The following is a 23,876-nucleotide window of genomic DNA, read 5'->3' as shown; positions in this document are numbered from 1 at the left end:
GGGCTCATCGCGTACCGGGAGATCAGTTTCTGTTGATCGTGAAGGTGCTCGTCGGGTTCTCGATGTCGCGGTAGTTGCCGCTCATCTGCAGGTTGGTGAAGGTCGCCGAGCCCACCGCCGGGCCCTGACCCGCCTCCGGCATCGGGTTGGCCCAGATGCCGTAGCCGGACTTGGCGTCGTACGCGTCGCCGCTCTTCTGCGCGCCGGTGATCGTGATGTTGGTGAAGACGGTGTCCTTGATGATGTTCTGCGGCTGACCGCCCACGTAGTTGGTCTGGAACATGATCCCGGAGTAGGTCGGGTCGACGATGTCGACGTTGCTGACCCGGATGCCCTGGAATACCTTCGACGCGCTGAACAGCCAGATCGCCGGGAAGACCTGCGCGCCCCAGAAGTGGCCGCCGGCCCGGACGATCGAGATGTTGTCGAACGTCGTCGGCGGGGAGGCGCCGAAGCCGTTCATCGGGTACCCGAAGTCGAGCGAGCTGATCGTGATGCCCGAGTAGACCAGGGTGTCCGCGATGTAGATGTTCTTGAACGTGTTGGCGTAGCCGCCGTAGACCGCGACGCCCGCCGCACGCCACGTCAGGATCGACGTGAGGTTCGAGAAGACGTTGTTGATCTCGTCAGCGCCGCCGGCGTCGATGGCCGAGAAGAGCGCGAAGCTGTCGTCGCCGGTGGCCCGGGCCTCGTTGTTGTCGACCAGGTTGTCGGTGCTGCCGTTGGTCATGTTGACGCCGTCGGCGAACGTGTTCCGGATCCGCGAGTTCGTGATCTTCATGCGGTCGGTGTTGGCGCCCCAGTAGAGGCAGACCACGTGCTCGGCCCAGATGTTGTCGATGGTGATGTCGGCGACGTTGGCGAAGTCGAACACCTTGCCGGGGCCGTCGATGCGGATCGTGTAGTTGCCGAAGAACGCGAAGTTCGCGAACGTCGAGCCGTTGGCGGTGGCGTCGGCCCGGAAGCCGGCGTCCGTCTCGCTCTGCGACGCGGGCGTGAAGAACCTGGTGTACCAGGGCCCCGCCCCGACGACCTTGACGGCCTTGCCGTAGACCTGGAACTTGTTCGAGGTCTGGTAGTCGCCGGCCGGCAGGTAGACGCCGATCTTGGACGAGTCCTGGCGGGCCGTGTCGAGCGCGTTCTGCACCGACTGCTGGTCGAAACCGGCCGGGACGACGTACTTCGAAGCGTCCGGATTACCCAGAGGCGCGACCTGCTCGGTGTTGATGAAGTCGATCGCGATCGGACCCGAGTTCGCGGCGTCCTTCTGCAGCTTGATCGTGCTGCCCGCCGGGAACGAGCCGGTCAGCAGGATGTTCGCCTCGTCGTAGATGTGCCGCGGCCCGGTGCCGGAGTTCTGCGGGCTCGCCTCGTTGCCGTAGAGCCAGGCGAACCGCGAGGTCAGCGGCAGGGTCTTGTTGAGCGAGCCGTTGACGTACACGTTGATCGAGCTGTTCGAGCCGTCCGGGATCGAGAAGCGCGCGACAACGGTGTTCGTGGCGGCCCGGGTCGTCCACTGCACGTAGGCGCCGGTCTGGTTGAGCGTCACGGCCTTGCGCCCGGACGCCTCACCCGCGAGATCACCGACGGTACGGTTCGGGCCGACGGTCGCCGCGCCCCCGCCGATCTGACCGTCCTCCGCCTCGTAGAAGTCGAACGGCATGTTGGCGCCGCGACCCACGAAGAACGGCTTCTCGCTGGTGTTGTTCGCCTGCTTGACCGGCAGCTCGTTGCCGTCGTTCGCGATCACGGTCCGGACCGTGTACCGGCCGTTCGCCGCGGTCCAGGTGCCCAGGTTGATCGCCGGCGAGGAGGCGCCGGCGGCGAGCGTCCCGGTCCACGACCCGGTCAGCGTACGAACCACCGTCGAGCCGTTCAGCACGGTCAGCGTGACGTTGTGCGCGCCGCCCGCCGACGCGGCCGAGCCCTGGTTCCTGAGCGTCACCGAGAACGTGACGGTGTTGCCGGCCGCCGGGGTGCCGGGGGACCAGCTGACCGCCGAGGCGACCAGGTCGGAGCTGCTCACCGGGGTGACCACGAGCGCCGACGGGTGGGTCCAGGAGTTGTTCGCCTCGTTCGTCTCGAGGATCGTGTTCGCCTCGTCGACCTTCGCCGACAGCTGGTAGCTGCCGGCGTCACGGGCGCCGATGCTCGCCGACACGGTTGTGGACGACCCTGCCGCGAGTGCGGGGACCGCCACAGTGCCGGCTTTCGACGTACCCAGATAGAAGTTGACGGTGGATGCGCCCGATGCTGCTGATCCCGCGTTCCGGACCGTCGCCGACGCCGTGATCGCGTCGGTCTCCACCGGCGCGGCGGGCGTGAACCCGGTCGAGGTGATCGTCAGGTCCGGGTTGGGCGCCCACGAGCCGTAGGCCTGCACCTCGGCGACCTGCCCGCTCGGCGCGCCGGAGTTCGCGGTGAAGGAGAGACGCAGGTCGGCGGCGGTCGCGCTGACCGGGATGGTCACCGTGTTGGCGGTGGAGGGATTGAAGGTGTACGTGGCGCTCGCCTTCACCGTCGTGAAGGAGGAGGACGACTGCTCCCGGCCGAGGACCGCGAACGTCTGGGTCCGCGTCCCCCACGCGCTGCTCGGGTTGAGCTTCACGACCACCGAGGTCAGCGCGGCGTTCGCACCGAGCTTCGTGGTGAGCGTCGCCGGGTACGCGCCGCCCTCCCAGTAGGTGCCGGTGTCCTCGTCGTTGGCGTTCGTCGCCACGAACGTGTGCACCGTCGACGAGGCCTCGATCGGCTTCTTCGCCGCCAGGTTCGTGCCGGACGGCTCGGGCTGCGGGTCGGGATTCCCGCCGCCGGTCGGGCCGTACAGCTCCAGCTCGGACAGCTGACCGGCCGGCCAGCCGGTGTTGCCGGTGAACGTGAGCCGGACGTAGCGCACGTTCGCCGTGGTGAAGTCGACGGTCACGGTGTTCGCGGAGGACGGGTTGAAGACGTGACCCGCACTGGCCTTGAGCGTGCTGAACGACGATCCGTTGGTGCTGCCGGTGATGGACAGCGTCTGCGTGCGGGTGGCCCACGCGGTCGCCGGCGGCAGCTTCAGGACGGCCTGGTCGACGTCGGCGGCGGCACCGAGGTCGACCTGGATCCACTGCGGGAAGGCGTTGTTCGCGCTCTCCCAGTAGGTGTTCGCGTTGCCGTCACCGGCGTTGCCCGCGCCGTAGACGTCGGAGGTGCTGCTGGCGGTGAAGGCCTTGCCTGCTGCGAGGTTGGGTCCGGCGGCCGAGGCTGCCGGTGCGTGTCCGAGAGCTGCCACGATGCCCGCGACGACCGCGAGCACCCTTAGTCGAGACATGGGAGCGCCTCTCTGAAAGGGGGACGGGGGTGCTGCACGCCGGGCGTCAGCGGCGGTGGAACCTCTGACGCCCGGACGACTATGGGATTCGCAGCCAGGCGGCGGTGTCCGGGGGGAGGAGACCGCCGTCCTCGAGGGGCCCGCTGAGCAGCAGCGGGGTTGATCCGGCCGGCAGCGCGATCGGGTGCGCGGAGAGGTTGAGGACGCAGGCGAAGTCCGGCCCGCGGGTGTAGGCGAGGACGTCCGTATTCATCGGGATCCAGGCCATTTCGGGTGCATGGAGGCCCGGTTCGGCGCTTCTTACGGAGATCGCCTGGCGATAGAGCTCCAGCATCGAGCTCGGGTCGCCGGTCTGCGCCTGGACCGTCCGGTCCTTCCACTCCGCGGGCTGGGGGAGCCACGGTTCCCCGGTGGTGAAGTCGAACGGCGGCTCGTCGGCCGACCACGGCAGCGGCACCCGGCAACCGTCGCGGGTGTGGCCGCGCCGGGCGTACATCGGGTCCTGGATGGCGTCGACTCCGATGTTCTCGTTCTCCCAGAGGCCCAGCTCCTCGCCCTGGTAGACGTAGGCCGAGCCGGGCAGCGAGAGCGACAGCAGTGCGGCGGCCCGGGCCCGGCGGGTGCCCAGTTCCAGGTCGACCGGGGTGCCGTCGAGGTTGTTGTCGAAGCTGAACGTGGTGTCGGCGCGGCCGTACCGGGTGACGTGCCGGGTGACGTCGTGGTTGGACAGGACCCAGGTGGCCGGCGCGCCGACGGCGGCGTGCGCCTCCAGCGTGCGGTCGATGCAGACGCGCATGAGCGCCGGATCCCAGGCACAGCCGAGGAAGTCGAAGTTGAACGCCGCGTGCAGCTCGTCCGGCCGCAGATAGTTGGTGAAGCGTTCCACCTCGGGCATCCAGACCTCGCCGATCAGGGCGCGGTCCTCGTACTCGTCGGCGACCAGCCGCCACGCGCGGTAGACGTCGTGCACGGCGTCGAGGTCGTGGAACGGGTGCGGCGCGCCGTCGGTCACCTCGGGCAGTGCCGGGTCCTTGAAGAGCAGAGCCGCCGAGTCGATCCGGATCCCGTCGACGCCCCGGTCGAACCAGAACCGCAGGATGTTCTCGAATTCCTCCCGGACCACCGGGTGCTCCCAGTTGAGGTCGGGTTGCTCCGGGGTGAAGAGGTGCAGGTACCAGTCCCCGTCGGGTACCTGCGTCCAGGTGGTGCCGCCGAATTCGCCGGACCAGTTCGTCGGCATGTTTCCGTCTTTGCCGGGTCGGAACCAGAAGTAATCCCGCTCGGGTGCCGTCGGTGACGCCAGCGCCGCTTTGAACCACGGGTGCTCGCTCGAGATGTGGTTCGGGACGATGTCCACGATCAGCCGGATGCCCATGGCGTGCGCCTCGGCGATCAGCGCCTCCGCCTCGGCCAGGCTGCCGAACACCGGGTCGATGTCGCGGAAGTCGGCGACGTCGTAGCCGGCGTCGGCCATCGGCGAGGGGTACCAGGGGCTCATCCAGATGGCGTCGACCCCGAGGTCGCGCAGGTGCCCGAGGCGAGCGCGGATGCCGCCGATGTCGCCCACGCCGTCGCCGTTCGAGTCGGCGAAGCTTCGCGGGTACACCTGGTAGATCACCGCGCTCTTCCACCACTCGGATTCTGTGGACACGGGCACCTGCTTTCTGCGTTCGTTCGTTGTGGAGCGTGTTCGACCTGGCAGACGTCGTTGTCCGCCACCATAAAAACCGATTTTTCAGCCTTTGAGGCTGCCCGTCGTCAGACCGGCCATGATGTTGCGCTGGAAGATCAAAAAGATGATCACCGTCGGGATCGCGGCGATGACCGAGGCGGCGATGACCACGTTCATCGGGGTGCCGCCGGCGAAGGCGTAGATGCCGACGCTGACCGTGCGGGTCTCCGGCGACGGCATCACCAGCTTCGGCCAGAGGAAGTCCTTCCAGACCGCGGTGACCCCGAAGATCGCGACCACGCCGAGGATCGGCCGGGACATCGGCAGGATGATCGACCAGAGCGTGCGCAGCGGTGATGCGCCGTCCACCTGCGCGGCCGCCATCAGGTCCTCCGGGATCGAGTCGAAGAACCGCTTGAGCAGGAAGATGTTGAACGCGTTCGCCACCAGCGGCAGCCAGATCGAGAACGGCGAGTCGAGCAGGTTGATGTGCAGGATCGGCAGGTCGATCACCGTGACGTACTGCGGGACGATCAGCACCATCGCCGGGATCATCAGCGTCGCCAGCATCAGGCCGAGGATCGCGTTGCCGAAGACCGGCCGCAGCTTGGACAGCGAGTACGCCGCCGCGGTGTCGAAGACCAGCTGGAAGAAGACCGCGCCGGCCGCGTAGTAGAAGGTGTTGAAGAGCAGCTTGCCGAGGGCCAGGTTGTTCCACGCGTCGACGTAGTTCTGCGTCTGCGGATCCTGTGGCCAGATCGTCGGCGGGGTCTGGGCGATCTCCTGGCCGCTCTTCAGCGCGCCGGTGACCATCCAGTACAGCGGGCCGATGAAGACCATGGTGAAGACCGTGACGACGATCGCGAGCAGCGTCCAGTAGAGCACCTTGCCGCGGCCGCGCTGCAACTGCGCCTGGGAGATCAGGGTGCGGGTCATGTCAGCTGTTCTCCTTGGTGCTGAGCCGGACGTACACGGCGGAGAAGGCGGCCAGGACCACGAGCATGATCACGCCGAGGGCGGCGGCGCCGTTCAGGTCGTTCTGGAAGAAGCCGTGCTGGTAGATGAGGTACGCGACCGAGGTGGCCGAGTCCTGGGTGCCGGCGCCGTTCGCCAGGATCAGCGGCTCGATGAAGAGCTGCATGGTGGCGACGATCTGCAGCATCGCGAGCAGCGCCAGGATCAGCTTGGTCTGCGGGATGGTCACGTGCCAGATGCGTTTGGCGATCCCGGCGCCGTCCAGCTCGGCGGCCTCGTAGAGCTCGCCGGGGATGTTCTGCAGAGCGGCCAGGTAGATCAGGACCGCGCCGCCCATGTTCATCCAGGTGGACGCGATGACCATGGCCGGCATCGTCATGGTCGGCGACTGCATCCACTCCGAGGTGGGCAGCCCCACCGCCGACAGGACGGCGTTGAACAGGCCGGCCTCGCTGGGGTCGTACGCGTAGAACTTGAAGAGGAAGAGGGCCGAGGCCGGGGGCAGCATCACCGGCAGGTAGACGAGGACGCGCAGGTAGCCCTTGGCGTGGCGGAACTCGTTGAGCAGGATCGCCACCAGGAACGGCACCACGAAACCGAGCACGAGCGCGAGGGCCGTGAAGTAGAAGGTGTTCTTCCACGCGGTCCAGAAGCTCGGATCGGCGATGATCCTGGTGTAGTTGTCCCAGCCCACCCAGCTGGTCTCGCCGCGCCGCGTGCGCTGGAAGCTCATCACGACGCCGCGGATCATCGGGTACCACATGAAGAGGGCGAAGCAGAGGACCGCGCCGATCAGGAAGGCGTGACCGGTGAGGTTGTCCCGGATCTTGCGGCTTTTCTTCGACGCGGCCGGGGTGGCGGCGGTCGGCCGGGGCGGGGCCGGGGCGGTGAGGGTCGCCAAGGGGAACTCCTAGATTCAGCGAGGTGCGGGGGCCGCGGCCCCCGCACCCACGACGGTCAGCTACCAGCGGCCAGCAGCTGGTTGACCTTCTCCTCGGCGGTCTTGAGCAGGGTGTCGATGTTCGCCTTCGGGTCGGTCAGGACACCGGACATCGCCGAGTCGAGCACCGCGTAAATCGCCTGGGCGTTCTTCGGCTCGCCCTTGATCGGGACCGGGGCGGCCTCGAAGAGCGCGAAGTTCGCCGTGTCCACGTTGGCGTTCGCCTTACGCAGTTCGAGCTCCTGCTTCTGCGCCTCGGTGCCGTTCGCGAAGAGCAGCGGCTGCGGCAGGCCGACCGGGTAGTTCTGCGGCTTCTTCGTGGGGTAGTCGAACTGGCCCTTGCCCACGGTCAGCTTCTCGTACGCGATCCACTTCAGGCCGGCCTTGACCTGCTCCGGGGAGAGGTCCTTCTTGAAGAAGTAGCCCTCGCCGCCGCCGAGCGTGCCCTTGGCCGGGCCGTCCTGGCCGGGGAGCGGGGCCATCGCCCAGTCCTCGTACTTGCCCTGGAACTGGCTGACGATCGCCTCGGTGGTGTCCGGCGCGCCGATGAACATGCCGACCTTGCCGGCGCCGGCGTTGGTCAGCAGGTCGCCCCACTGGAGGAGCTGGCGGCTGCCCATGCTGTTGTCGCCGTACCGCATGTCCTTGAGGTTCTGCAGGACCTGTTTGCCCTCGGGGCTGTTGAACGCGGCCTTCTTGCCGTCCTCGCTGAGCACCGTGCCGCCCTGCGAGTAGAGCAGCGAGGTGAAGTGCCAGCCGCCGGTGTTGCCGGCGCTGTACTCCGAGTACCCGGCGATGCCGTCACCCAGCGCGGAGATCTTCTTGGCCGCCTCGCGGACCTCGGGCCAGGTCTTCGGCGGGTTGTTCGCGTCCAGGCCGGCCTTGGCGAAGAGCACCTTGTTGTAGACCAGGCCCATCGAGTAGTTCTTCACCGGCACGGCGTAGAGCTTGCCGCCGTCGGTGAAGACCTCCTTGAGAGCCGGGTCGACGCTGTCCCAGGTCGGGATGGTCTCGGCGTTCGCGTACTGCGTGATGTCCATGGCCTGACCGGAGTCCAGGACCTGCTGGAGGTCGGTCATGTACCCGTAGAAGACGTCGGTCATCGTGCCGCCGGCGAGGCGGGCCGTGAAGTCCGGCGGGTTGTTGCACTGCTCGCCGACGCTGACGCTCTTGATGGTGATGTCGGGGTTGTCGTTCTGGAACGCCGCGACGTCCGCGTTCCAGTTCGCCAGAAGCTCCTTCTGGGCGCCGACCGGCTGGCAGTCGACAGTGATGGTGACCTTGCCGCCGGCCTCCTGCCCGTCGTCGTCGCTCTTGGTGGAGCACGCCGTAAGGCTGAGCCCCAGGCCGGCCACGAGCGCTGCGGCCGCGACCTTCCGGTACTTCGGTACGGACATCTGTCCAGCCCTTCTATATCCACGACGATCGCTCTTCGCTGTGAGTGCAGTCACTGTAACGACGCCTACTTATTTCGGCAAGGTTTCGATCGTGCTCTGCAAAGAATCGACTTTGTGACGGCAGATCACGACAGCGCAGCGGTTTGCCCGGCTTCGGGCGACTAAAGACCAAGTTCAAGAGCCTTCGCGGTACGAAAAAAGGCCGCCGACTGCGGGAAGCAGTCGACGGCCTGATGCCGCTTACGTGAGATCGGTCAGTGTGCGGGTGCCGGCCCGGTCGAGCCGCGCACGGGTGGTCAGTGTGCCGGTGCCGGCCCGGTCGAGCCGCGCACCACCAGCTCCGGCTCGAAGAGCAGCTCGTCGCTGAGCACCCGGGCCTCCTCGATCTGGCTCACCAGGATGTCCACGGCGGCCTGGCCCATCGTCTCGATCGGCTGCCGGACGGTGGTCAGCGGCGGGTCGGTGCAGGTCATGAACGCCGAATCGTCGAAGCCGACCACCGACACGTCGGCCGGCACCGCCTTACCCAGCCGGCGGGCCGCCCGGATCGCGCCGAGCGCCAGCACGTCGCTCGCGCAGATGATGCCGGTGACACCCCGCTCGACCAGCTTGGTCGCTGCCACCCGCGCGCCCTCCATGGAGAAGCTGGACCGCTCGACCGAGGCCGGCTCGTCGCCCGCCACCTGGATCATCGCGGCCAGCTTGCGGCCGGACGGCACGTGCCCCTCCGGGCCGAGGACCATGCCGATCCGCTCGTGGCCCAGCGAGCGCAGGTGACCGTAGGCCTGCTCGACGGCGACCGCGTCATCGGTGGAGACGCGGGGGAATCCGAGCTCGTCGACGCCCGCGTTGACCAGCACGACCGGCAGCCCGCGCTCGGTGAGGCGCCGGTAGTGCTCGTGCGAGGCGTCGGTCAGCGCGTAGGACCCGCCGGCGAAGATGACCCCGGAGACCTGGTGGTCGAGGAGCATCTCGACGTAGTCGGACTCGGGCACGCCGCCGATCGTGCGGGCGCAGAGGGCCGGGGTGAAACCGCGCTGCGCGAGCGAGCCGGTGACGACCTCGGCCAGGGCCGGGAAGATGGGGTTCTGCAGCTCGGGCAGCACCAGGCCGACCAGGCGGGCGCGTTCGCCACGGAGTTTGGTGGGCCGCTCGTATCCGAGAACGTCGAGGGCGGTGAGCACCGACGTGCGGGTGGCCTCGGAGACGCCACTGCGCCCGTTGAGGACCCGGCTGACGGTCGCCTCACTGACCCCGGCCTTCTTCGCCACCTCGGCTAGACGTTTGGTCACGGCGGAATCCTACGTCAGATTCTTGCAAGAACTGAACAGCCGGAAGCGCTTCGAGGATCGTCAACCCGTCATGACTTTCGACACGATTCCATAACGGGCAGTCTCGATGTCGATTCTCTGCCCGCCCGTTCGTCAGAGGGGCACAGCAACCGAGCGAAGGGACCGATCCAGTCATGCGCTACGTCATGATCCTCACCGGCGACGAGTCGAACTGGCAGGAGCCGAAGATGCCGGAAGGCCTGATGGAGGAGGTCGGAGCCTGGTGGACCAAGTGGTTCGAGGCCGGGAAGATCGTGGAGGGCGGCGCCGAACTGCAGCCGACCAGCACGGCGAAGACGGTCGGCCCCGGGCGTGACGGCCGGGCCGAGGTGACCGACGGCCCGTACCTCGAACTCAAGGAAGTGGTCGGCGGCTTCATCATGCTGGAGGCCGACGACATCGACGAGGCGGTGGCGGTGGCCGCCGGATGGCCCGGCATCGCCGCGGTCGGCGACAAGGTCGAGGTCAGGCCGATCCTGGAGCGTTGAGCCGGGGTAGGCCGGTGAGGCGGCGGGTGAGGAGTTCGCGTTCGGCCGGGTTCGTGGCCAGTGCGAGCGCCCGCCGCGTCGCCTCGGCGGCCTCGGTGTCCCGGCCCAGCTTGCGCAGCAGGTCCGCGCGGGTGGCGTGGAACAGCCGGTATCCGTCCAGCCGGTCGGCCAGCCCGTCCACCTCGGCGAGCGCCTCCGCCGGACCCAGCGTGAACCCGGTCGCGACCGCCCGGCCGAGCAGCACGACCGGCGTGGACCGCACGGTGATCAGCAGGTCGTAGAGCCTGCGCACGGTGACCCAATCGGTGTGCTCATAGGCGGGTGCCATCGCGTGCTGGGCCGCGATCGCCGCCTCCAGCTGATAGGGCCCGGGACGGTCCGCGCCGGCCGCCCGGGCCAGCAGCCGGACGGCCACGGTGATCCGGGAGGTGTCCCAGCGTGACCGGTCCTGGTCCTCCATCAGCACCAGGCGGCCGGCGGCGTCGAAGCGGGCCGCGGCACGGGCCTCGTTCAGCTCCAGCAGCGCTGCCAGCCCGGCCACCTCGGGTTCATCGGGCATCAGGGCGGTCAGCTGCCGGGCCAGGTCCAGCGCCTCGCGGGCCAGTTCGCGGCGCTCCGGAGCGCCACCGGTGCTGAGGTAGCCCTCGTTGTAGAGCAGGTAGACGACCCGCAGCACGGACGGCAGCCGATCCGGGTATTCCTCCGGGGACGGGACTTCCACCCGTACCCCCTGGTCGCGCAGGTGCCGCCGGGCCCGGACCAGACGCTGCGCGGCCGTCGCCCTCGGCAGCAGGAACGCCGCCGCGACGGCCTCCGCCGTCAGCCCGGAGGCCGCGTGCAGGGTGAGCGCGATGCGCGAGCTCTCCGGCAGTGCCGGATGGCAGCACGCGAAGATCATCGCCAGCCGGTCGTCGCCGGTGGGCGCGGGCGGCGGCGAATCCCCTTCCAGGACGGCCAGTTCGGCCGCCTTCTGCCGGCCGGTCGCCTCCCGGCGGAGCCGGTCGAGGGCCTTGCGCCAGGCGGTCGTCACCAGCCAGCCGGGCGGGTTGCCGGGCAGGCCCTCCTCCGGCCAGCGGCGCAGCGCCTCGGCGACCGCCTCCTGGAGGGCCTCCTCCGCCCGGTCGAAGTCGTCGAGGCGGCGGGCCAGCACGCCGAGCATGCCTGCCGACTCGGCCCGCCAGAGGCCGTCGAGGGTCTCCCGGACATCGGTCACATCAGCCAGTCTCCCGGCCGGATCGGAGAAAACGCTTCGGGGGTGGCGGGTGGGATGGGATGTTTGCTGATACCGGTATGAGAGGGGCCGCCACCACATGTCCGACTGGCAGCAGGACGACAGCTGGTCCACGGGTAGCAACGTGCAGGACGACTGGTCGGCCGGCGCCTCCGGGCGCCAGCACGACTCGGTGCACCGCCTCGCCAACGTCAGCAACGACATGGCGACGGCCACCCAGGCAGCGGTACGCGCGGCCGAGACCGCCGTGCAGGTGATCCAGCGGCTCGAGGCGAGCAGCACCGAGATCGGCAAGGTGGTGCAGCTGATCGCCACGATCGCCAAGCAGACCAACCTGCTGGCACTCAACGCGACGATCGAGGCGGCCCGGGCCGGTGAGGCGGGCCGCGGCTTCGCCGTGGTGGCGAGCGAGGTCAAGGACCTGGCGAATGAGACGGCCACGGCCACCAGCGAGATCGGCACGCAGGTCGGCGGCATCCGGTCGGACACCCAGAACGCGGTGTCGGCGATCGAGGAGATGCAGGGCCTGATCGAGGAACTGGACCGCTGCCAGAAGGTGATCAGCGGCATCGTGGTGGAGCAACAGGCCGGCTGACTTCCGGGTTTGCGAGAATCCGCGGCATGGCTAACCGGCGTCCCACCTCCTCCGTGTGCCCGTGCGGCAGCGGTGACCCGTACAGACTCTGTTGTGGTCCTCTCCATGACGGAAAGCCGGCGGCGGACCCGGAAGCTCTCATGCGCTCGCGTTTCAGCGCGTATGCGCTGGGGCGCACCGACCACGTCCACCGGACCTGGCATCCTCAGACGCGTCCCGACCACGAGGCCGACCTCGCCGACGAGCCGGGGCTGAAATGGGTGCGCCTCGAAGTCCTCGACACCACCGGCGGAGGCATGTTCGACGCCGAGGGGACCGTCCGGTTCCGTGCTCACTACCGCGAGGGCGGCAAACCCGGCGTGATGGAAGAGCTGAGCCGGTTCGTGCGGCACGAGGGACAGTGGGTCTACTGGGGTCCCCTACCGCTTTAGGAGAGTGTGAGATGTCGGCTCAGCGGCCGCTCGAGGACGGGATCGTCCGCGACTTCAAAGTCAATCTTTCGTACGGGGAGTACCTGCACCTCGACGAGATCCTCGGCGCGCAGCATCCGGTCAGCCGGCCGGAGCACCACGACGAGCTGCTCTTCATCCTCCAGCACCAGACCTCCGAGCTCTGGCTGAAACTCGTGATCCACGAGCTGCAGGCGGTGCAGCGGCACCTCGCCAAGGACGAGCTGCGCCCGGCGCTCAAGGGCCTCGCCCGGGTCAAGCACATCCAGCGCACCCTGACCGAGCAGTGGTCGGTGCTGGCGACGCTGACCCCCAGCGAGTACGCCGAATTCCGCAGCTTCCTCGGCACGTCGTCGGGCTTCCAGTCGTACCAGTACCGCGCGATCGAGTTCCTGCTCGGCAACAAGGACCGCCGGATGCTCTCGATCTTCGACGAGCAGCCGCAGGCCCGGGCGCTGCTGCAGGACGCCCTGGCGACCCCTTCGGTCTACGACGAGTTCCTGCACTTCCTGGCCCGCCGCGGATTCGCGGTCCCGGTCGCGATCCTGCAGCGGGACGTCACCGAGCCCTGGGAGTTCCAAGAGGACCTGGTGGAGGTGTTCCGGCACATCTATGAGAACGCGGAGCAGAACTGGGACGTCTACGAGGCCTGCGAGGAACTCGTCGACCTGGAGGAGAACTTCCAGCTCTGGCGCTTCCGGCACCTCAAGACGGTGGAACGGACGATCGGCTTCAAACGGGGCACCGGCGGCTCGAGCGGGGTCTCGTTCCTGAAGGCGGCTCTCGATTTGACATTCTTCCCTGAGCTGTACGCCGTCCGTACCGAGATCGGAGTCCCTCGTTGAGCGTCCTTCTGTCCCGTGCCGCCGATCTCGACGCGGCCGATCCGCTCGCGGGATTCCGGGATCGCTTCCTCGTCGCGCCCGGCTCCGACCTGCTCTCCTACCTCGACGGGAACTCGCTGGGCCGGCCTCTCACCGCCACCGCCGAGCTGATGGAGTCGTTCATCCGGGACCAGTGGGGTGGCCGGCTCATCCGTGGCTGGACCGACGGCTGGCTGGACTGGCCGCTCACCCTCGGCGACCGGCTCGGCGCGATCGCCCTCGGCGCGGCAGCCGGGCAGACCGTGATCGCCGACTCGACCACCGTCCTGCTCTACAAACTGGCGCGGGCGGCCGTCGACGCCCGCCCCGGCCGCAACCGGGTCGTGCTCGACACCGACAACTTCCCGACCGATCGGTACGTCCTCGAAGGCATCGCTGCCGAACGCGGCCTCGAACTGGTCTGGATCTCCACCGATCCGGCCTCCGGCGTGCACCCCTCTCAGGTCGCCGCGGTGGTCGACGAGCGGACCGCGCTGGTGCTGTTCAGTCACGTCGCCTATCGGTCGGGCTGGATTTCCGACATTTCGGAAATCAACCGAATTGCCCATGCGGCCGGCGCGTTGACCATGTGGGACCTGTGCCATTCGGCCGGCTCGGTGCCGATCTCCCTCGACGAGTGGGGCGTCGACCTGGCGGTCGGGTGCACGTACAAGTACCTCAACGGCGGCCCCGGCGCTCCCGCCTTCGCCTACCTGCGGCACGACCTGCAGGACTCGCTGCGCCAGCCGATCCAGGGCTGGATGGGCCACCGCGCCTCCTTCGAGATGGGCCACGGCCACGAGCCGGCGCCGGGCATCCGCGCGCTGCTCAGCGGCACCCCGCCGATCCTCGCGATGGTCCCGCTGCACGCCAACCTCGACATGCTCGCCGAGGCCGGCATCGCCGCCGTCCGGGAGAAGTCGCTGCTGCTCACCGACTACGTGCTGGAGATCGCCGATGAGCTCCTGGCCCCCTTCGGCGTCGAAGTCGTCAGTCCGCGCGACCCGGAACGCCGCGGCGGGCACATCACGCTGCGGCGGCCCGGCTTCGAGAAGTTCCTGGAGCCGTTGTGGGACAGCGGGGTGATCCCCGACTACCGCCGTCCGGACGGGCTGCGGATCGGGCCGGCGCCGCTGAGCACCAGCTTCACCGAGGTGTACCAGGGCCTGTCCGTCCTGCGCGATCTGCTGGAGAAACACCGATGACCTCACCGGCGGCCGCGGGTTCCGGGCCGTTCTCCGCGCGGTCGTCCTTCCCGGATGCCGGCGGTGCGGCGGCTTCCGTGTCTGGTGGTGCTGGTGCGGCGGCTTCCGTGTCTGGTGGTGCTGGTGCGGCGGCTCCCGCGTCGGCTGGTGCTGGTGCGGCGGCTCCCGCGTCGGCTGGTGCTGGTGCTGGTGCTGGTGGTGCGGCGGGTGGTGACGGTGGCGGTGGCCGGGAACTCGGGGCCTGCTGTGGCGGGGCGTCGGGTGGTGGGTGTGCCGCCTCGGCGCTGCGGAGTGACTGCGCGGACGACGGGACGCCGCGGGTTCGGTGGCTCATCGCCGACTCGATCTGGTGGGGCGGGCGGGTGCGCAAGGGCGTGGCGTTGCGGATAGCCGAGAACGGGCTGGTCAAGCCGGTACCGGCCGAGCTCGCCCCGATAGCCGGCACCCGTCGCTTCCCCGGAACGCTGCTGCCCGGCCTCGTCGACGCGCACGTGCACTCCGCTCTCGTCGACCTGGCAGCGGTCCGGGCCGGCGGGATAGCCGCGGTGTGGGATCTGGGCGGCGTACCGTCAGCGCTCCAAGATCTCGCAGCCCGTGCCGCGCAGCCGGACGCTCAGCTCCCGCGCATCCGCTATGCCGGACCGTTCCTGATCGCTCCAGGCGGTTATCCGAGTGATCGTTCCTGGGCACCGGCAGGCAGTTGGCGTGAGGTCACGTCGCCGGCCGACGCCGGGACCGCGGTGGCGGAAGCCTGGTCGGCCGGAGCTTCGCTGATCAAGGTGACGGCGCACGCCGGCGGGCCGATGCTGCCGCAGAACACGCTCAAGGCACTGGTCGCGGCGGCCACCGCATCCGGGCTGGAGGTCGTGATGCACGCCGAAGGGCCGGGGACGGTCGCTGCCGCGCTCGCCGCCGGAGTCGGCATGCTGGCGCATACGCCCTGGACAGAGCGGGTCGACGACACGCTGCTGCGCGCTTGTGCCGGCCGTATGCGATGGATCAGCACCCTGGACATCCACGGCTGGGGGGATCACGACCCGGCGCGCGAGATCGCCGTCGCCAACCTGCGGGGCTTCCTTTCGTACGGCGGCAGCGTCCGCTACGGCACCGATCTCGGCAACGGCCCCCTGCCCACCGGCATCAACCCACGCGAGATCGCCGCCCTGATCGAAGCAGGACTGACACCGGACGCCGTCCTGACCGCCATGACCGAAAGCGACAGCACCGACCTGTCCTGGGTGCCGGCCGGCCTCGACCTGACACCGGACAGTTTTGCGACGTCACTCGCAACAGCCCGCGTACTGGACGACACGCTCCGCCCACGCTGACCCGGCCCAAACGTCGCCGTTCGTGGCCTCGCCGTCCCCCGCCGCCCCACGACCGACGGCCCGCGTCGCGCCGGCCGTCCCGCGACCGACGGCTCGCGTCGCGCCGGCCGTCCCGCGACCGACGGCTCGCGTCGCGCCGGCCGTCCTACGACCGACGGCTCGCGCCGCGCCGGCCGTCCTACGACCGACGGCTCGCGCCGCGCCGGCCGTCCCACGACCGACGGCTCGCGCCACGCCCGCCACCCGCCACCCGCCAGATCTTGAGCGATCCTCAACCTCCCGGAGTGGAGAATCGCTCAAGATCCCGGTCGTCGGTCGTCGGTCGTCGGTCGTCGGTCGTCGGTCGTCGGTCGTGGCGCTGACCGCGGGCCGTGGGTCGCCGGTCGTGGGGTCGCGCGGTGGCTGCGTGGCTGGGTGCCTGCGTAGCTGTGCGTCTGGGCAGTACCGCCGCCGCGATCTTGCCAGCCGCGATCTTGAGCGATTTTCGACCTTGTGGGGTGGGAGATCGCTCAAGATCTGCGGCCGTGGTGCCGCCGTCCGTGGCTGGTCGTGGTGCCGCCGTCCGTACCTGTTCGTCGGTGGTGCTGCCGCCCGTGGCTGGTCGCCAGTGGTGCCGCTGCCCCGTGGCTGGTCGTCCGTGGCTGGTCGTCCGTGGTGTCGCCGATCGTGGCCTGGTAGCCCGTGGTGCCGCCAACCCCGGATCTTGAGCGATCTTTGACTTTCCAGGGTCCAAAGTCGCTCAAGATCTGCGGAGGGTCGGTGTCGGTACTCCGGAGGTGCGGGGTCTGATCTGGGCGACGGTGACGGTGGCGGGCGACGTGCAGCGGACAACGCGGACCGCGGACCGCGGACCGCCGACCGCCGACCGCGACCGCGACCGCGGACGGCTGACGGCTGACGGCCGGTAGGCAGCTGACGGTGCGATGGCGAATGGTGCGGACCGCAGTGGGTGTCAGAGGGTGACTGACACGCCTTGGGTGGCTGACTGGCGGGCCGCGTCGAGGACTTCCATCGCTCGGATCGAGTCCCAGGGGTCTACCGGCAGAGGGCCGTTGCCGAGCACCGCGTCGGCGACCGCGGGGTAGAAGGTGTCCCAGCGACCTCGGCAGCTCTCCACCGGGGCGCCGGTTGCGCCGCGGAAGAGGTGGCCCCAGCGGTGTTCCGGCTCGGCACCCCAGCGGTCGCCGAGCTTGGCCGGGGACTTGCCGGCCTTCAGCAGGCTCTCCTGGTAGTCCAGGTCGGGGGAGATGTACGTCCCGGCGCTGCCGGTGACCCGGAAACGCGGGCCCGGGCCGGCCTGGCGCCAGCTGCCCCACAGGTGCGACTCGACGCCGCTCGCGTGGTGCAGTGCCACGAAGAAGTCGTCGTCGCGGGGTTCGCCGCGCATCTCGGCGTAGACGCGGGTGGCCGGGCCGTGCAGCTGCAGCGCCTGGTCGATCAGGTGCGAGCCGAAGTCGAGCAGGGTGCCACCGCCGGCGGCGGGCGGCTCGCGGTCCGGCGCCCAGCGTTCCATGCGGGACTCGAAGCGGCGGATGTCGCCCAGCCGGCCGTCGTCGATCAGCTTGCGGATCGTCAGGAAGTCGGAGTCCCAGCGCCGGTTCTGGTAGACGGTGAGCGGCACGCCCGCCTCCTCGGCGGTGGTCACCACCTTGCGGGCGGTTGCCGCGTCGAGCGCGAACGGCTTGTCGACGACCACGGCGAGGCCGGCGGCGATCGCCTCGGCGGCCAGGGCGGCGTGCGTGGACGCCGGAGTGGAGATCGCCACGGCCTGGACGCCGTCGGCGGCCAGCGCGGCGATACTGTCATAGGCCGCGACGCCCGGCAGTTGCGACACGACCTGGGCCCGGCGCTCCTCCGAGGTGGTGACCACGCCGACGAAATCGATGTTCGCCGCTGAGGCGATCAGGGGTGCGTGGAACACCCGGCCGCCGGTGCCGTAACCGACCAGCCCGAACTTAACCCGCTCGATCATGTCCGGAAGTTTTTCATATCCATTGCCATCCTGTTGCACATGATCTTCGTCGTTACGTGTGATGCACGCCCCATCACTGAGGGTGTATCGCAACCCGGGACGGCGCCGTGTGCGTATCGCGCACACAACGACGTCGATCTAGCGAAACGGCAGGTACCGTGCCTGTCGGATGGATGACGACCACGCCGTTCGCGCCTCCTCGTCCATGTTCAATCTGATCCATGGAACCCGCGCAGAAGGAACGGACCCCGTTCGCCGACATCGACGGCTTGCCGGCCACGATGTCCGCGATGGTGCTGGATGCCCTGACCGAAATGGGACGGCATCCCGAGATCCGGCGGGTTCGCCGCACCGCGTTCGACGCGCTGCGCCCCCATCCGGGGCAGCGGCTGCTCGACGCCGGTTCCGGCGCCGGTGACGTGAGCCGCCGGCTGGCGGCCACCGTGTCGCCGTCCGGCGAGGTCATCGCCCTCGATCACTCGGCGTCGATCACCGCGGCCGCGGTGGCACGCCACGACGGCAGCAACGTGCGATACCTGACCGGCGATGTCGAAGCCCTCGACCTGCCGTCGGCCAGCGTCGACGGGGTGTGGTGCGAGCGGGTGCTGCAGCATGTGGGCAGCGCCGACCGGGCGATCGCCGAGATGATCCGGGTGACCCGTCCCGGCGGGCGGCTCTGCCTGATCGACACCGACTGGTCGTCGCTCGCCTTCGACGGGATGCCGTCCGGGCTGGGCGAGGTGGTGATGGCCCACGTGCGCGGTCACTTCACGCCGAAACAGCACGACATGGGACGTACGCTCCGGCGCCGGCTCGTGGCGAACGGGCTGGCGAACATCACCGCCACTCCGGTGACCTGTGTGTTCGCCAGCCCGGATTCGGCCGCCGTGGTTCTGCCGATGGTCAACCCCCGGGTCCCGGAGGAGTCCTGGCAGACCCCGCCGGGACTGCGCGACGAGTGGCTCGCCTGCGTGGAGGCGGCCGGTGCGAGTGGGACGTTCCTCGCCGTGCTGACCATCTGGGTGGTGGTCGGCACGGTTCCTAGCTGACCGGCACCATCCGGTGCAGCAGGCGATCGAGGGGCATGCTGGCGAAGGCGATCCGCACGTCGCTGGAGGCGTACGGAAGCCAGAAACGCCCGTCGTGGACGAGACCGCCGCAGGAGTAGAGCACGTTCGGCACGTACCCCTCGCGTTCGATCTCGTCCGGATCGATCAGCCCCTGCGGGAGGTCGGCGATCACCTTCGACGGGTCGTTCAGGTCGAGCAGCATGGCGCCGATGGCGTACCGCCGCATCGGCCCGACGCCGTGGGTGAGCACCAGCCAGCCGGCCTCGGTCTCGATCGGTGAGCCGCAGTTGCCGACCTGAATGAGGTCCCAGCCGCGGTGCGGGACCAGCAGTGGACCGGCCGGCTGCCACCGGTGCTTCTCGTCGCGGACGGCCAGGCCGAGGGTCTCGCCGTCGGAGCGGCAGAGCGCCATCTTCTTCCCGTTGATGTAGCGCGGGAACAGCGCCATGCCCTTGTTCCGCGCGGCCGGCCCGTGCAGCGTGGTGACCTCGAAGTGCCGCAGGTCCCGGCTGTAGATGACCCGCCCGGAGATGTTGAAACCGTCGTACGCGGTGTAGGTCGCCTGGTAGGCGGGCCGCCCGTCCGGGTCGATCACCTGAACGAACCGCGCGTCCTCCATGCCCCGGCTCTCGCTCGGCGTGGCCGGCCAGAGGACCCGCTGGTGCAGCGGCATGGTGGGCGGGAAGGTGACCGCGTAGTCGTCCATGATGATGCGCCGGATCAGGTCCAGCGTCATCGGCGTGGTCGGCCGGGCCAGGATCTCCGCCGGCAGGTGGCTGAGGATGTCCTCGATCACCTGGTCGTCGAAGCGTTCGGGGAGCGCGCCCAGCACGTACGCCGACGCCTCGTTGTCGATGTCGTCGTCCCCGAGTGCGGCGAAGAGCTGGTGCTTCATGTGTTTCGCGCCGACCCGCTGGCCGATCGCGAGCGGGCCGTCCCGGTCCTCCAGGCGGATCGCCGCGCCCGGCCCGAGGATGACGCTGCAGAAGCCGATCGACGAGATGTGACCCTCGCCGATCTGCCGCAGGCTCAGCGCCGCTCGCAGCTCGCCGGGCGCCAGGTCGGACTGGTCCGGATGCGGGACGATCGACGGGTTGCAGAGGGCGGCGGCCTCGACCGAGAACTCGTGGCTGAAGTACGCCCCGATCAGGGTCCGGGCCTGCGGCGACAGCTCGATCTCGGGCGGCACGCGGTGCTGCACGACCTCGTAGTGGTGCTGGAACGTCGACAGGATGTCGTGGTGCCGCCCGGAGAAGCGGTTCAGCACGTCGTCGAGCAGCGCGCTGATGTCGCTCTCGTCCAACTGCAGCATCCGCTCGATCATGCAGGCCGCGCGGTTGTGTGTGGCGTGGGCGTCCTCGCCGGGCACGAACAGCTTGATCACGACTCGCCGGCCGTCCGGCGTCATGGTGATGTTGTGACGGGTGATGTCTTGAGCATTCACGGTTGCGGTCACGCTAGGCCGCCTGACGGTCGGGTCGCGCTCCGGCTCGCCAGGTTGCGGGCGTGCTGCAACGTGGAGACGAGCGCGAGGGTGGATTCGGCTCCTTGGTTCAGATTAGGACCATCAACCGTCAATCCGTCATAACAACCATAAGTCTCGCTGTCCCACATCACCGTTCCGGTGTCGTTGTCGCCGAGAAACCAGGCGATCGACTGGAACAGCGGCCCGTCCCAGCGTTCGTCGCCGGTGACGGCCGCGGCGGTGGCGCAGGCGTCGGCGGTGGCCGCCACCTCGACCGGCTGCTGATCGAGCAGGTCGGGGGCGACGCCCGGATCCGCGTCGCCGATCCGGTTGCGGCGGGCGCGGTGACGCCAGCCGCAGACCGGGACGGCGGAGAGCCGCCCGCGGTGCTCCTGCGCCTCGCAGAGCCAGGCGAGCATCCGCAGGCCGTCGGTGAGCAGGCCCTCGTCGCCGAGGAGGTCGCCGGCCGCGATGATCACCTCGGCCAGGGCCGGGTTCGCGTAGGTGAGCTCCGGTTCCGGCCAGACCCAGTCCGGGTCGGATCCGGGCACGCCGATCACCGTGGCCGCGTCGCCGAGCAGCTGGGCCGCCTCCCGGTCCCGCGGTTCGGCTCGGAGCACCTCGGCGGCGCCGAGCGCGGCGAACGCCATCGCGCGGGGCCAGGGCGAGCGATTTCGTACGCCCTGCCGGAACGCGTTCATCGCCTCCCGCCGGAGCCACCGGGTCTGCCCGCGGGCGGCCGCGGCGCCGAGTCCCCAGAGCGCCCGGCCCCACCAATCGCCGTGTGACGGCTCGTCCTGCCAGCGGCGGTCGTAGCTCATCCGGTTGCGGAACCCGCCGGCGGCGCCCTGGGCGTGGGTGAGGAACGCCAGGTACCGCTCGGCGTGCCGGATCAACTCGGGCTCGGGCCGGGGCTCGCGGACGGCGGCGAGCAGGCCGCGCGCGACGTCGTCGACGCAGTAGCCGTGCTCGCGCCGGACGATCGCGTTGCGCGCGTGTTCGAGCAGCCCGGTGTCGTCGGAGAGCCGGAAGACGTGATCCCAGCGGGGTTCGGGTACGTCGGTGAGCCGGATGGGCGGCGGCAGCAGCCGCAGTCCAGCGCTCATGCCTTCGCCTCCGCCGTGCCCGGGGTCGCCGGGTGGTTCGCGGGCCCGCTCATGCGGAGATCGTCTGGGCGGCGAGCGGGCGGCGGTCGGCGAGCAGGCGGGCGGCGAGTGACTGGTAGCGCGCCGCCACGGCGGGCCAGCGCAGCGTCGGGCCGCCGGCCAGACCGGTGAGCCGGCCGGCGAGACCCGGTTCGGCCAGGCCCGGTTCGGCGAGCACCCGCCGGATCGCCATGGACATCGCCTCCGGGTCCTGGTGCGGCACGAGCAGGCCCGGACCGTCGGCGAGCAACTCCACCGCGTGCGGGAACTCGGTCGCGACCACGGGGATGCCGGCCGCGACCGCTTCGATCAGCACGCCGGACGTGACCTGTTCGGTCGAGTCGTACGGCAGCACCACCGCGTCGGCGGAGCGGATCAGCCGGGACAACTCGTCCGGGTCGAGGTAGACGTCCTCCCAGCGGACGCAGTCGGCGATCCCGGACTCCTCGGCGAGCTTCTTGAGCGAGTCGCGGTAGACGTCGCCCTGCTGTTCCAGCACCTTCGGGTGGGTGCGCCCGGCGACCGTGTAGAGCGGCCGGGGGTCGACGTCGTCGAGGAACGCGAGCGCCCGCAGCGCCCACTCGATGCCCTTGCCCGGGCCGAGCAGACCCCAGGTCAGCAGGTGCGGACGGTCGTGCGGCTCGTCGTCGGCGGCCGCGGTGTGGCTGGCCGCGCCGTGCGGGATCACGGTGATCTTGCGAGCGTCCACGTCGTAGAGGCCGGAGAGCCGGGTCCGGGCGGTGTCGGTCATGGTGACGACCGCGTCGGCGGTGGCCGCGATCTGCTCGAGGACCTCGCGCTGCAGCGGGTCCGGGTTCGTCAGCACGGTGTGCAGCACCACGATCGACGGCACCCGCAACGCGCGCAGCACCGGCAGCACCTCCTCGCCGGCGTCGCCGGGGTAGATGCCGTACTCGTGCTGGAGGATCGCCACGTCGAAGCGGTTGAGCGCGGTGGCCGCGGCGACCCATCCGCCGGGCCGGTCGGTGTGCCAGGTGTGCACGACCCGAGGCGCGGACCGGTCGAGCGCGATCCCACCGCTGGCGTTGTCACTGGCGAGCAGACGTACGACGCCCGATCCGGCCGCGCCCGCGACGAGATGGGTCGCGAGGGCCGCATTGAATGTCGCCAAACCGCATTGAGTGGGGGGATACGTGCTCAGAAACCCGTATGTCGCGGGCATGACAGGCCTTTCTCCTCGGCCGGCTGCCTCCCCGCAGCACGGACTCACCGCACGCGGGCACGGTGCCGTACACCGCGGGAGAACTGCGCCGATGTAGACCGAGAAGTCAAAGGCGAGCCGCAATAAGGCTCGTTTAACGCGCAATTCACATTGCGACGTTAACAAGACCAAGGTATTCAGCCGATGATTTTTCGGTAAATCGCCAGGTACTCCTCGACCATCCGGTCGGCAGAGAACCGCTCCCGCGCTCGCGCCGAGCACGCCGCGCGGTCGATCTCGCCGATCCGGCCCACGCAGGCCACCGCCTCGTCCACCGATCCGGCCAGGAACCCGGTGACACCCTCGTCCACGACCTCCGGCATCGAGCCTTTCCGGTACGCGACGACGGGCGTGCCACAGGCCATCGACTCGACCACGGAGAGGCCGAACGGCTCGGCGAACCGGATCGGGTGCAGCAGAGCGGCGCCCGAGCCCAGGATCGTGCCGCGTTCCTCCGGGCCCACCGATCCGAGATAGACGACCTGCTCACCGTCGATCCGGGGTTCCACGATCTCGGTGAAGTATTCGCGGTCCTGGACGATTCCGCACATGATCAGCCGCCGGCCGGCCCGGCGGGCGATCTCGATGGCGATGTCGGTTCCCTTGTCGGGGTGGATCCGGCCGAAGAGGATGAGATCGTCGCCGCCGGCCGGGTGGAACGGCAATCCGCTCAGATCCACGCCGTGGTGGACGGTCGCCAGATACTCCAGATCCGGGGAACGGTCGCTGTCGGAGATGGAGACGAAGTGCGAGCGTGCCCGGACGTACGCGGGAAGGATGTTCTGTCCTGAGAAACCGTGGATCGTGGTGAGCATCGGCGCGGAGGAGTGCGCCGAGAACGCCAGCGGCAGCCAGTCCAGATGGTTGTGGATCAGGTCGAACTCGCCGGAGCGGGCGAGCGCGTGGCTCACGTGGATGGCCTCCCAGACCCGGCCGTCGATCTCGGCGCTGTCCTCGTAACCGGTGGGCACGACGCCGTCGAGGGTGGCGGAGGTGACCGAGTCGAGGGTGGCGAAGAGCGTGACGTCGACGCCGCGTGCGGTCAGACCCTCGGTGAGCAGGCTGGTGATCAGCTCCCACGGCCCGTAGTGCAGCGGGGGCGTACGCCAGGCGATCGGCCCGAGCATGGCAATCTTCATGACAAATCGCTCTTTACGTTCATAACCACGTCGACAGTATGCCTGGCCGGTATCGGACGCGTTCTCGTGTTAGAGAAGA

At 69.4% G+C, this 23,876-nt stretch carries 19 protein-coding genes; 7 read left to right on the top strand and 12 right to left on the bottom strand.

Going from position 1 to position 23,876, the window contains the following annotated elements:
• Positions 1 to 22 precede the first annotated feature (22 nt).
• The 6 genes from EP757_RS03205 to EP757_RS03180 all read right to left on the bottom strand — a co-directional run bounded on the left by EP757_RS03205 (position 23) and on the right by EP757_RS03180 (position 9,586).
• Positions 23 to 3,310 carry a discoidin domain-containing protein gene (locus EP757_RS03205; protein WP_127542712.1) on the bottom strand — a complete coding sequence of 1,096 codons (3,288 nt, stop codon included), beginning with the start codon at positions 3,308 to 3,310 and terminating at the stop codon, positions 23 to 25.
• A 79-nt stretch (positions 3,311 to 3,389) separates the two neighbouring features.
• On the bottom strand, positions 3,390 to 4,961 hold the full coding sequence (locus EP757_RS03200; RefSeq protein WP_127542711.1) for a glycoside hydrolase family 13 protein: 1,572 nt from the start codon (positions 4,959 to 4,961) through the stop codon (positions 3,390 to 3,392).
• Positions 4,962 to 5,045: 84 nt separating this feature from the next.
• Entirely contained in the window at positions 5,046 to 5,918 is an 873-nt protein-coding gene (locus EP757_RS03195) for a carbohydrate ABC transporter permease (protein WP_127542710.1), read from the bottom strand.
• Between the two features lies 1 nt (position 5,919).
• Positions 5,920 to 6,858: a carbohydrate ABC transporter permease gene (locus tag EP757_RS03190; RefSeq protein ID WP_127542709.1), complete on the bottom strand. Its 939-nt coding sequence runs from the start codon at positions 6,856 to 6,858 to the stop codon at positions 5,920 to 5,922.
• A gap of 56 nt (positions 6,859 to 6,914) precedes the next feature.
• Entirely contained in the window at positions 6,915 to 8,294 is a 1,380-nt protein-coding gene (locus EP757_RS03185) for an ABC transporter substrate-binding protein (RefSeq protein ID WP_127542708.1), read from the bottom strand.
• A gap of 296 nt (positions 8,295 to 8,590) precedes the next feature.
• Positions 8,591 to 9,586 (bottom strand): LacI family DNA-binding transcriptional regulator, encoded by a 996-nt coding sequence (locus tag EP757_RS03180; protein ID WP_127542707.1) that lies wholly within the window; start codon positions 9,584 to 9,586, stop codon positions 8,591 to 8,593.
• Between the two features lie 173 nt (positions 9,587 to 9,759).
• Between EP757_RS03180 and EP757_RS03175 the strand changes: the two genes are divergently transcribed.
• Positions 9,760 to 10,113, top strand: a complete 354-nt coding sequence (locus EP757_RS03175; RefSeq protein ID WP_127542706.1) for a YciI family protein — start codon at positions 9,760 to 9,762, stop codon at positions 10,111 to 10,113.
• On the opposite strand, the gene EP757_RS03170 is transcribed toward EP757_RS03175, so the two are convergent.
• Complete coding sequence (locus EP757_RS03170; protein ID WP_232050348.1) at positions 10,091 to 11,326, bottom strand: RNA polymerase sigma factor; 1,236 nt, start codon at positions 11,324 to 11,326, stop codon at positions 10,091 to 10,093. The two genes, EP757_RS03175 and EP757_RS03170, sit on opposite strands and share 23 nt — an antisense overlap.
• Before the next feature lie 97 nt (positions 11,327 to 11,423).
• Between EP757_RS03170 and EP757_RS44425 the strand changes: the two genes are divergently transcribed.
• The 5 genes from EP757_RS44425 to EP757_RS03145 all read left to right on the top strand — a co-directional run bounded on the left by EP757_RS44425 (position 11,424) and on the right by EP757_RS03145 (position 15,784).
• On the top strand, positions 11,424 to 11,939 hold the full coding sequence (locus EP757_RS44425) for a methyl-accepting chemotaxis protein (protein WP_127542705.1): 516 nt from the start codon (positions 11,424 to 11,426) through the stop codon (positions 11,937 to 11,939).
• 26 nt (positions 11,940 to 11,965) lie between these two features.
• Positions 11,966 to 12,370, top strand: a complete 405-nt coding sequence (locus EP757_RS03160; RefSeq protein WP_127542704.1) for a YchJ family protein — start codon at positions 11,966 to 11,968, stop codon at positions 12,368 to 12,370.
• 11 nt (positions 12,371 to 12,381) lie between these two features.
• On the top strand, positions 12,382 to 13,233 hold the full coding sequence (gene kynA, locus EP757_RS03155) for a tryptophan 2,3-dioxygenase (RefSeq protein WP_127542703.1): 852 nt from the start codon (positions 12,382 to 12,384) through the stop codon (positions 13,231 to 13,233).
• Complete coding sequence (gene kynU, locus EP757_RS03150) at positions 13,230 to 14,456, top strand: kynureninase (RefSeq protein WP_127542702.1); 1,227 nt, start codon at positions 13,230 to 13,232, stop codon at positions 14,454 to 14,456. Before kynA ends, kynU begins: the two co-directional genes overlap by 4 nt.
• 362 nt (positions 14,457 to 14,818) lie before the next feature.
• Positions 14,819 to 15,784, top strand: a complete 966-nt coding sequence (locus EP757_RS03145) for an amidohydrolase (RefSeq protein WP_232050347.1) — start codon at positions 14,819 to 14,821, stop codon at positions 15,782 to 15,784.
• Between the two features lie 952 nt (positions 15,785 to 16,736).
• Here the strand turns inward: EP757_RS03145 and EP757_RS03140 are convergent.
• On the bottom strand, positions 16,737 to 17,756 hold the full coding sequence (locus EP757_RS03140) for a Gfo/Idh/MocA family oxidoreductase (protein ID WP_127542701.1): 1,020 nt from the start codon (positions 17,754 to 17,756) through the stop codon (positions 16,737 to 16,739).
• Positions 17,757 to 17,977: 221 nt separating this feature from the next.
• On the opposite strand from EP757_RS03140, the gene EP757_RS03135 reads away from it, so the two are divergent.
• A complete protein-coding gene (locus tag EP757_RS03135) occupies positions 17,978 to 18,805 on the top strand; it encodes a methyltransferase domain-containing protein (RefSeq protein WP_127542700.1) in 828 nt (275 codons plus the stop codon).
• Here the strand turns inward: EP757_RS03135 and EP757_RS03130 are convergent.
• From EP757_RS03130 to EP757_RS03115, 4 genes are all read right to left on the bottom strand, one after another.
• Entirely contained in the window at positions 18,798 to 20,234 is a 1,437-nt protein-coding gene (locus EP757_RS03130; RefSeq protein ID WP_232050624.1) for a glycoside hydrolase family 130 protein, read from the bottom strand. The two genes, EP757_RS03135 and EP757_RS03130, sit on opposite strands and share 8 nt — an antisense overlap.
• Before the next feature lie 44 nt (positions 20,235 to 20,278).
• Entirely contained in the window at positions 20,279 to 21,397 is a 1,119-nt protein-coding gene (locus tag EP757_RS03125; RefSeq protein WP_127542698.1) for a glycosyltransferase, read from the bottom strand.
• A 49-nt stretch (positions 21,398 to 21,446) separates the two neighbouring features.
• Positions 21,447 to 22,619: a glycosyltransferase gene (locus tag EP757_RS03120; RefSeq protein WP_127542697.1), complete on the bottom strand. Its 1,173-nt coding sequence runs from the start codon at positions 22,617 to 22,619 to the stop codon at positions 21,447 to 21,449.
• Between the two features lie 176 nt (positions 22,620 to 22,795).
• Positions 22,796 to 23,797: a glycosyltransferase family 4 protein gene (locus EP757_RS03115; protein WP_127542696.1), complete on the bottom strand. Its 1,002-nt coding sequence runs from the start codon at positions 23,795 to 23,797 to the stop codon at positions 22,796 to 22,798.
• Positions 23,798 to 23,876 lie beyond the last annotated feature (79 nt).

The sequence above is a fragment of the Actinoplanes sp. OR16 genome, from assembly GCF_004001265.1.
Taxonomy (GTDB): Bacteria; Actinomycetota; Actinomycetes; order Mycobacteriales; family Micromonosporaceae; genus Actinoplanes.
This window is presented reverse-complemented; position numbering and strand designations above follow the sequence as displayed.

What these genes read in the sequence shown, in the direction of transcription:
- EP757_RS03195 (WP_127542710.1), bottom strand. Translation starts at nt 5,918, where the DNA reads ATGACCCGCACCCTGATCTCCCAGGCGCAGTTGCAGCGCGGCCGCGGC.
- EP757_RS03135 (WP_127542700.1), top strand. Translation starts at nt 17,978, where the DNA reads ATGGAACCCGCGCAGAAGGAACGGACCCCGTTCGCCGACATCGACGGC.
- EP757_RS03120 (WP_127542697.1), bottom strand. Translation starts at nt 22,619, where the DNA reads ATGCCCGCGACATACGGGTTTCTGAGCACGTATCCCCCCACTCAATGC.
- EP757_RS03125 (WP_127542698.1), bottom strand. Translation starts at nt 21,397, where the DNA reads ATGAGCGCTGGACTGCGGCTGCTGCCGCCGCCCATCCGGCTCACCGAC.
- kynA (WP_127542703.1), top strand. Translation starts at nt 12,382, where the DNA reads ATGTCGGCTCAGCGGCCGCTCGAGGACGGGATCGTCCGCGACTTCAAA.
- EP757_RS03175 (WP_127542706.1), top strand. Translation starts at nt 9,760, where the DNA reads ATGCGCTACGTCATGATCCTCACCGGCGACGAGTCGAACTGGCAGGAG.
- EP757_RS03130 (WP_232050624.1), bottom strand. Translation starts at nt 20,234, where the DNA reads ATGACGCCGGACGGCCGGCGAGTCGTGATCAAGCTGTTCGTGCCCGGC.
- EP757_RS03160 (WP_127542704.1), top strand. Translation starts at nt 11,966, where the DNA reads ATGGCTAACCGGCGTCCCACCTCCTCCGTGTGCCCGTGCGGCAGCGGT.
- EP757_RS44425 (WP_127542705.1), top strand. Translation starts at nt 11,424, where the DNA reads ATGTCCGACTGGCAGCAGGACGACAGCTGGTCCACGGGTAGCAACGTG.
- EP757_RS03205 (WP_127542712.1), bottom strand. Translation starts at nt 3,310, where the DNA reads ATGTCTCGACTAAGGGTGCTCGCGGTCGTCGCGGGCATCGTGGCAGCT.
- EP757_RS03115 (WP_127542696.1), bottom strand. Translation starts at nt 23,797, where the DNA reads ATGAAGATTGCCATGCTCGGGCCGATCGCCTGGCGTACGCCCCCGCTG.
- EP757_RS03140 (WP_127542701.1), bottom strand. Translation starts at nt 17,756, where the DNA reads ATGATCGAGCGGGTTAAGTTCGGGCTGGTCGGTTACGGCACCGGCGGC.
- EP757_RS03185 (WP_127542708.1), bottom strand. Translation starts at nt 8,294, where the DNA reads ATGTCCGTACCGAAGTACCGGAAGGTCGCGGCCGCAGCGCTCGTGGCC.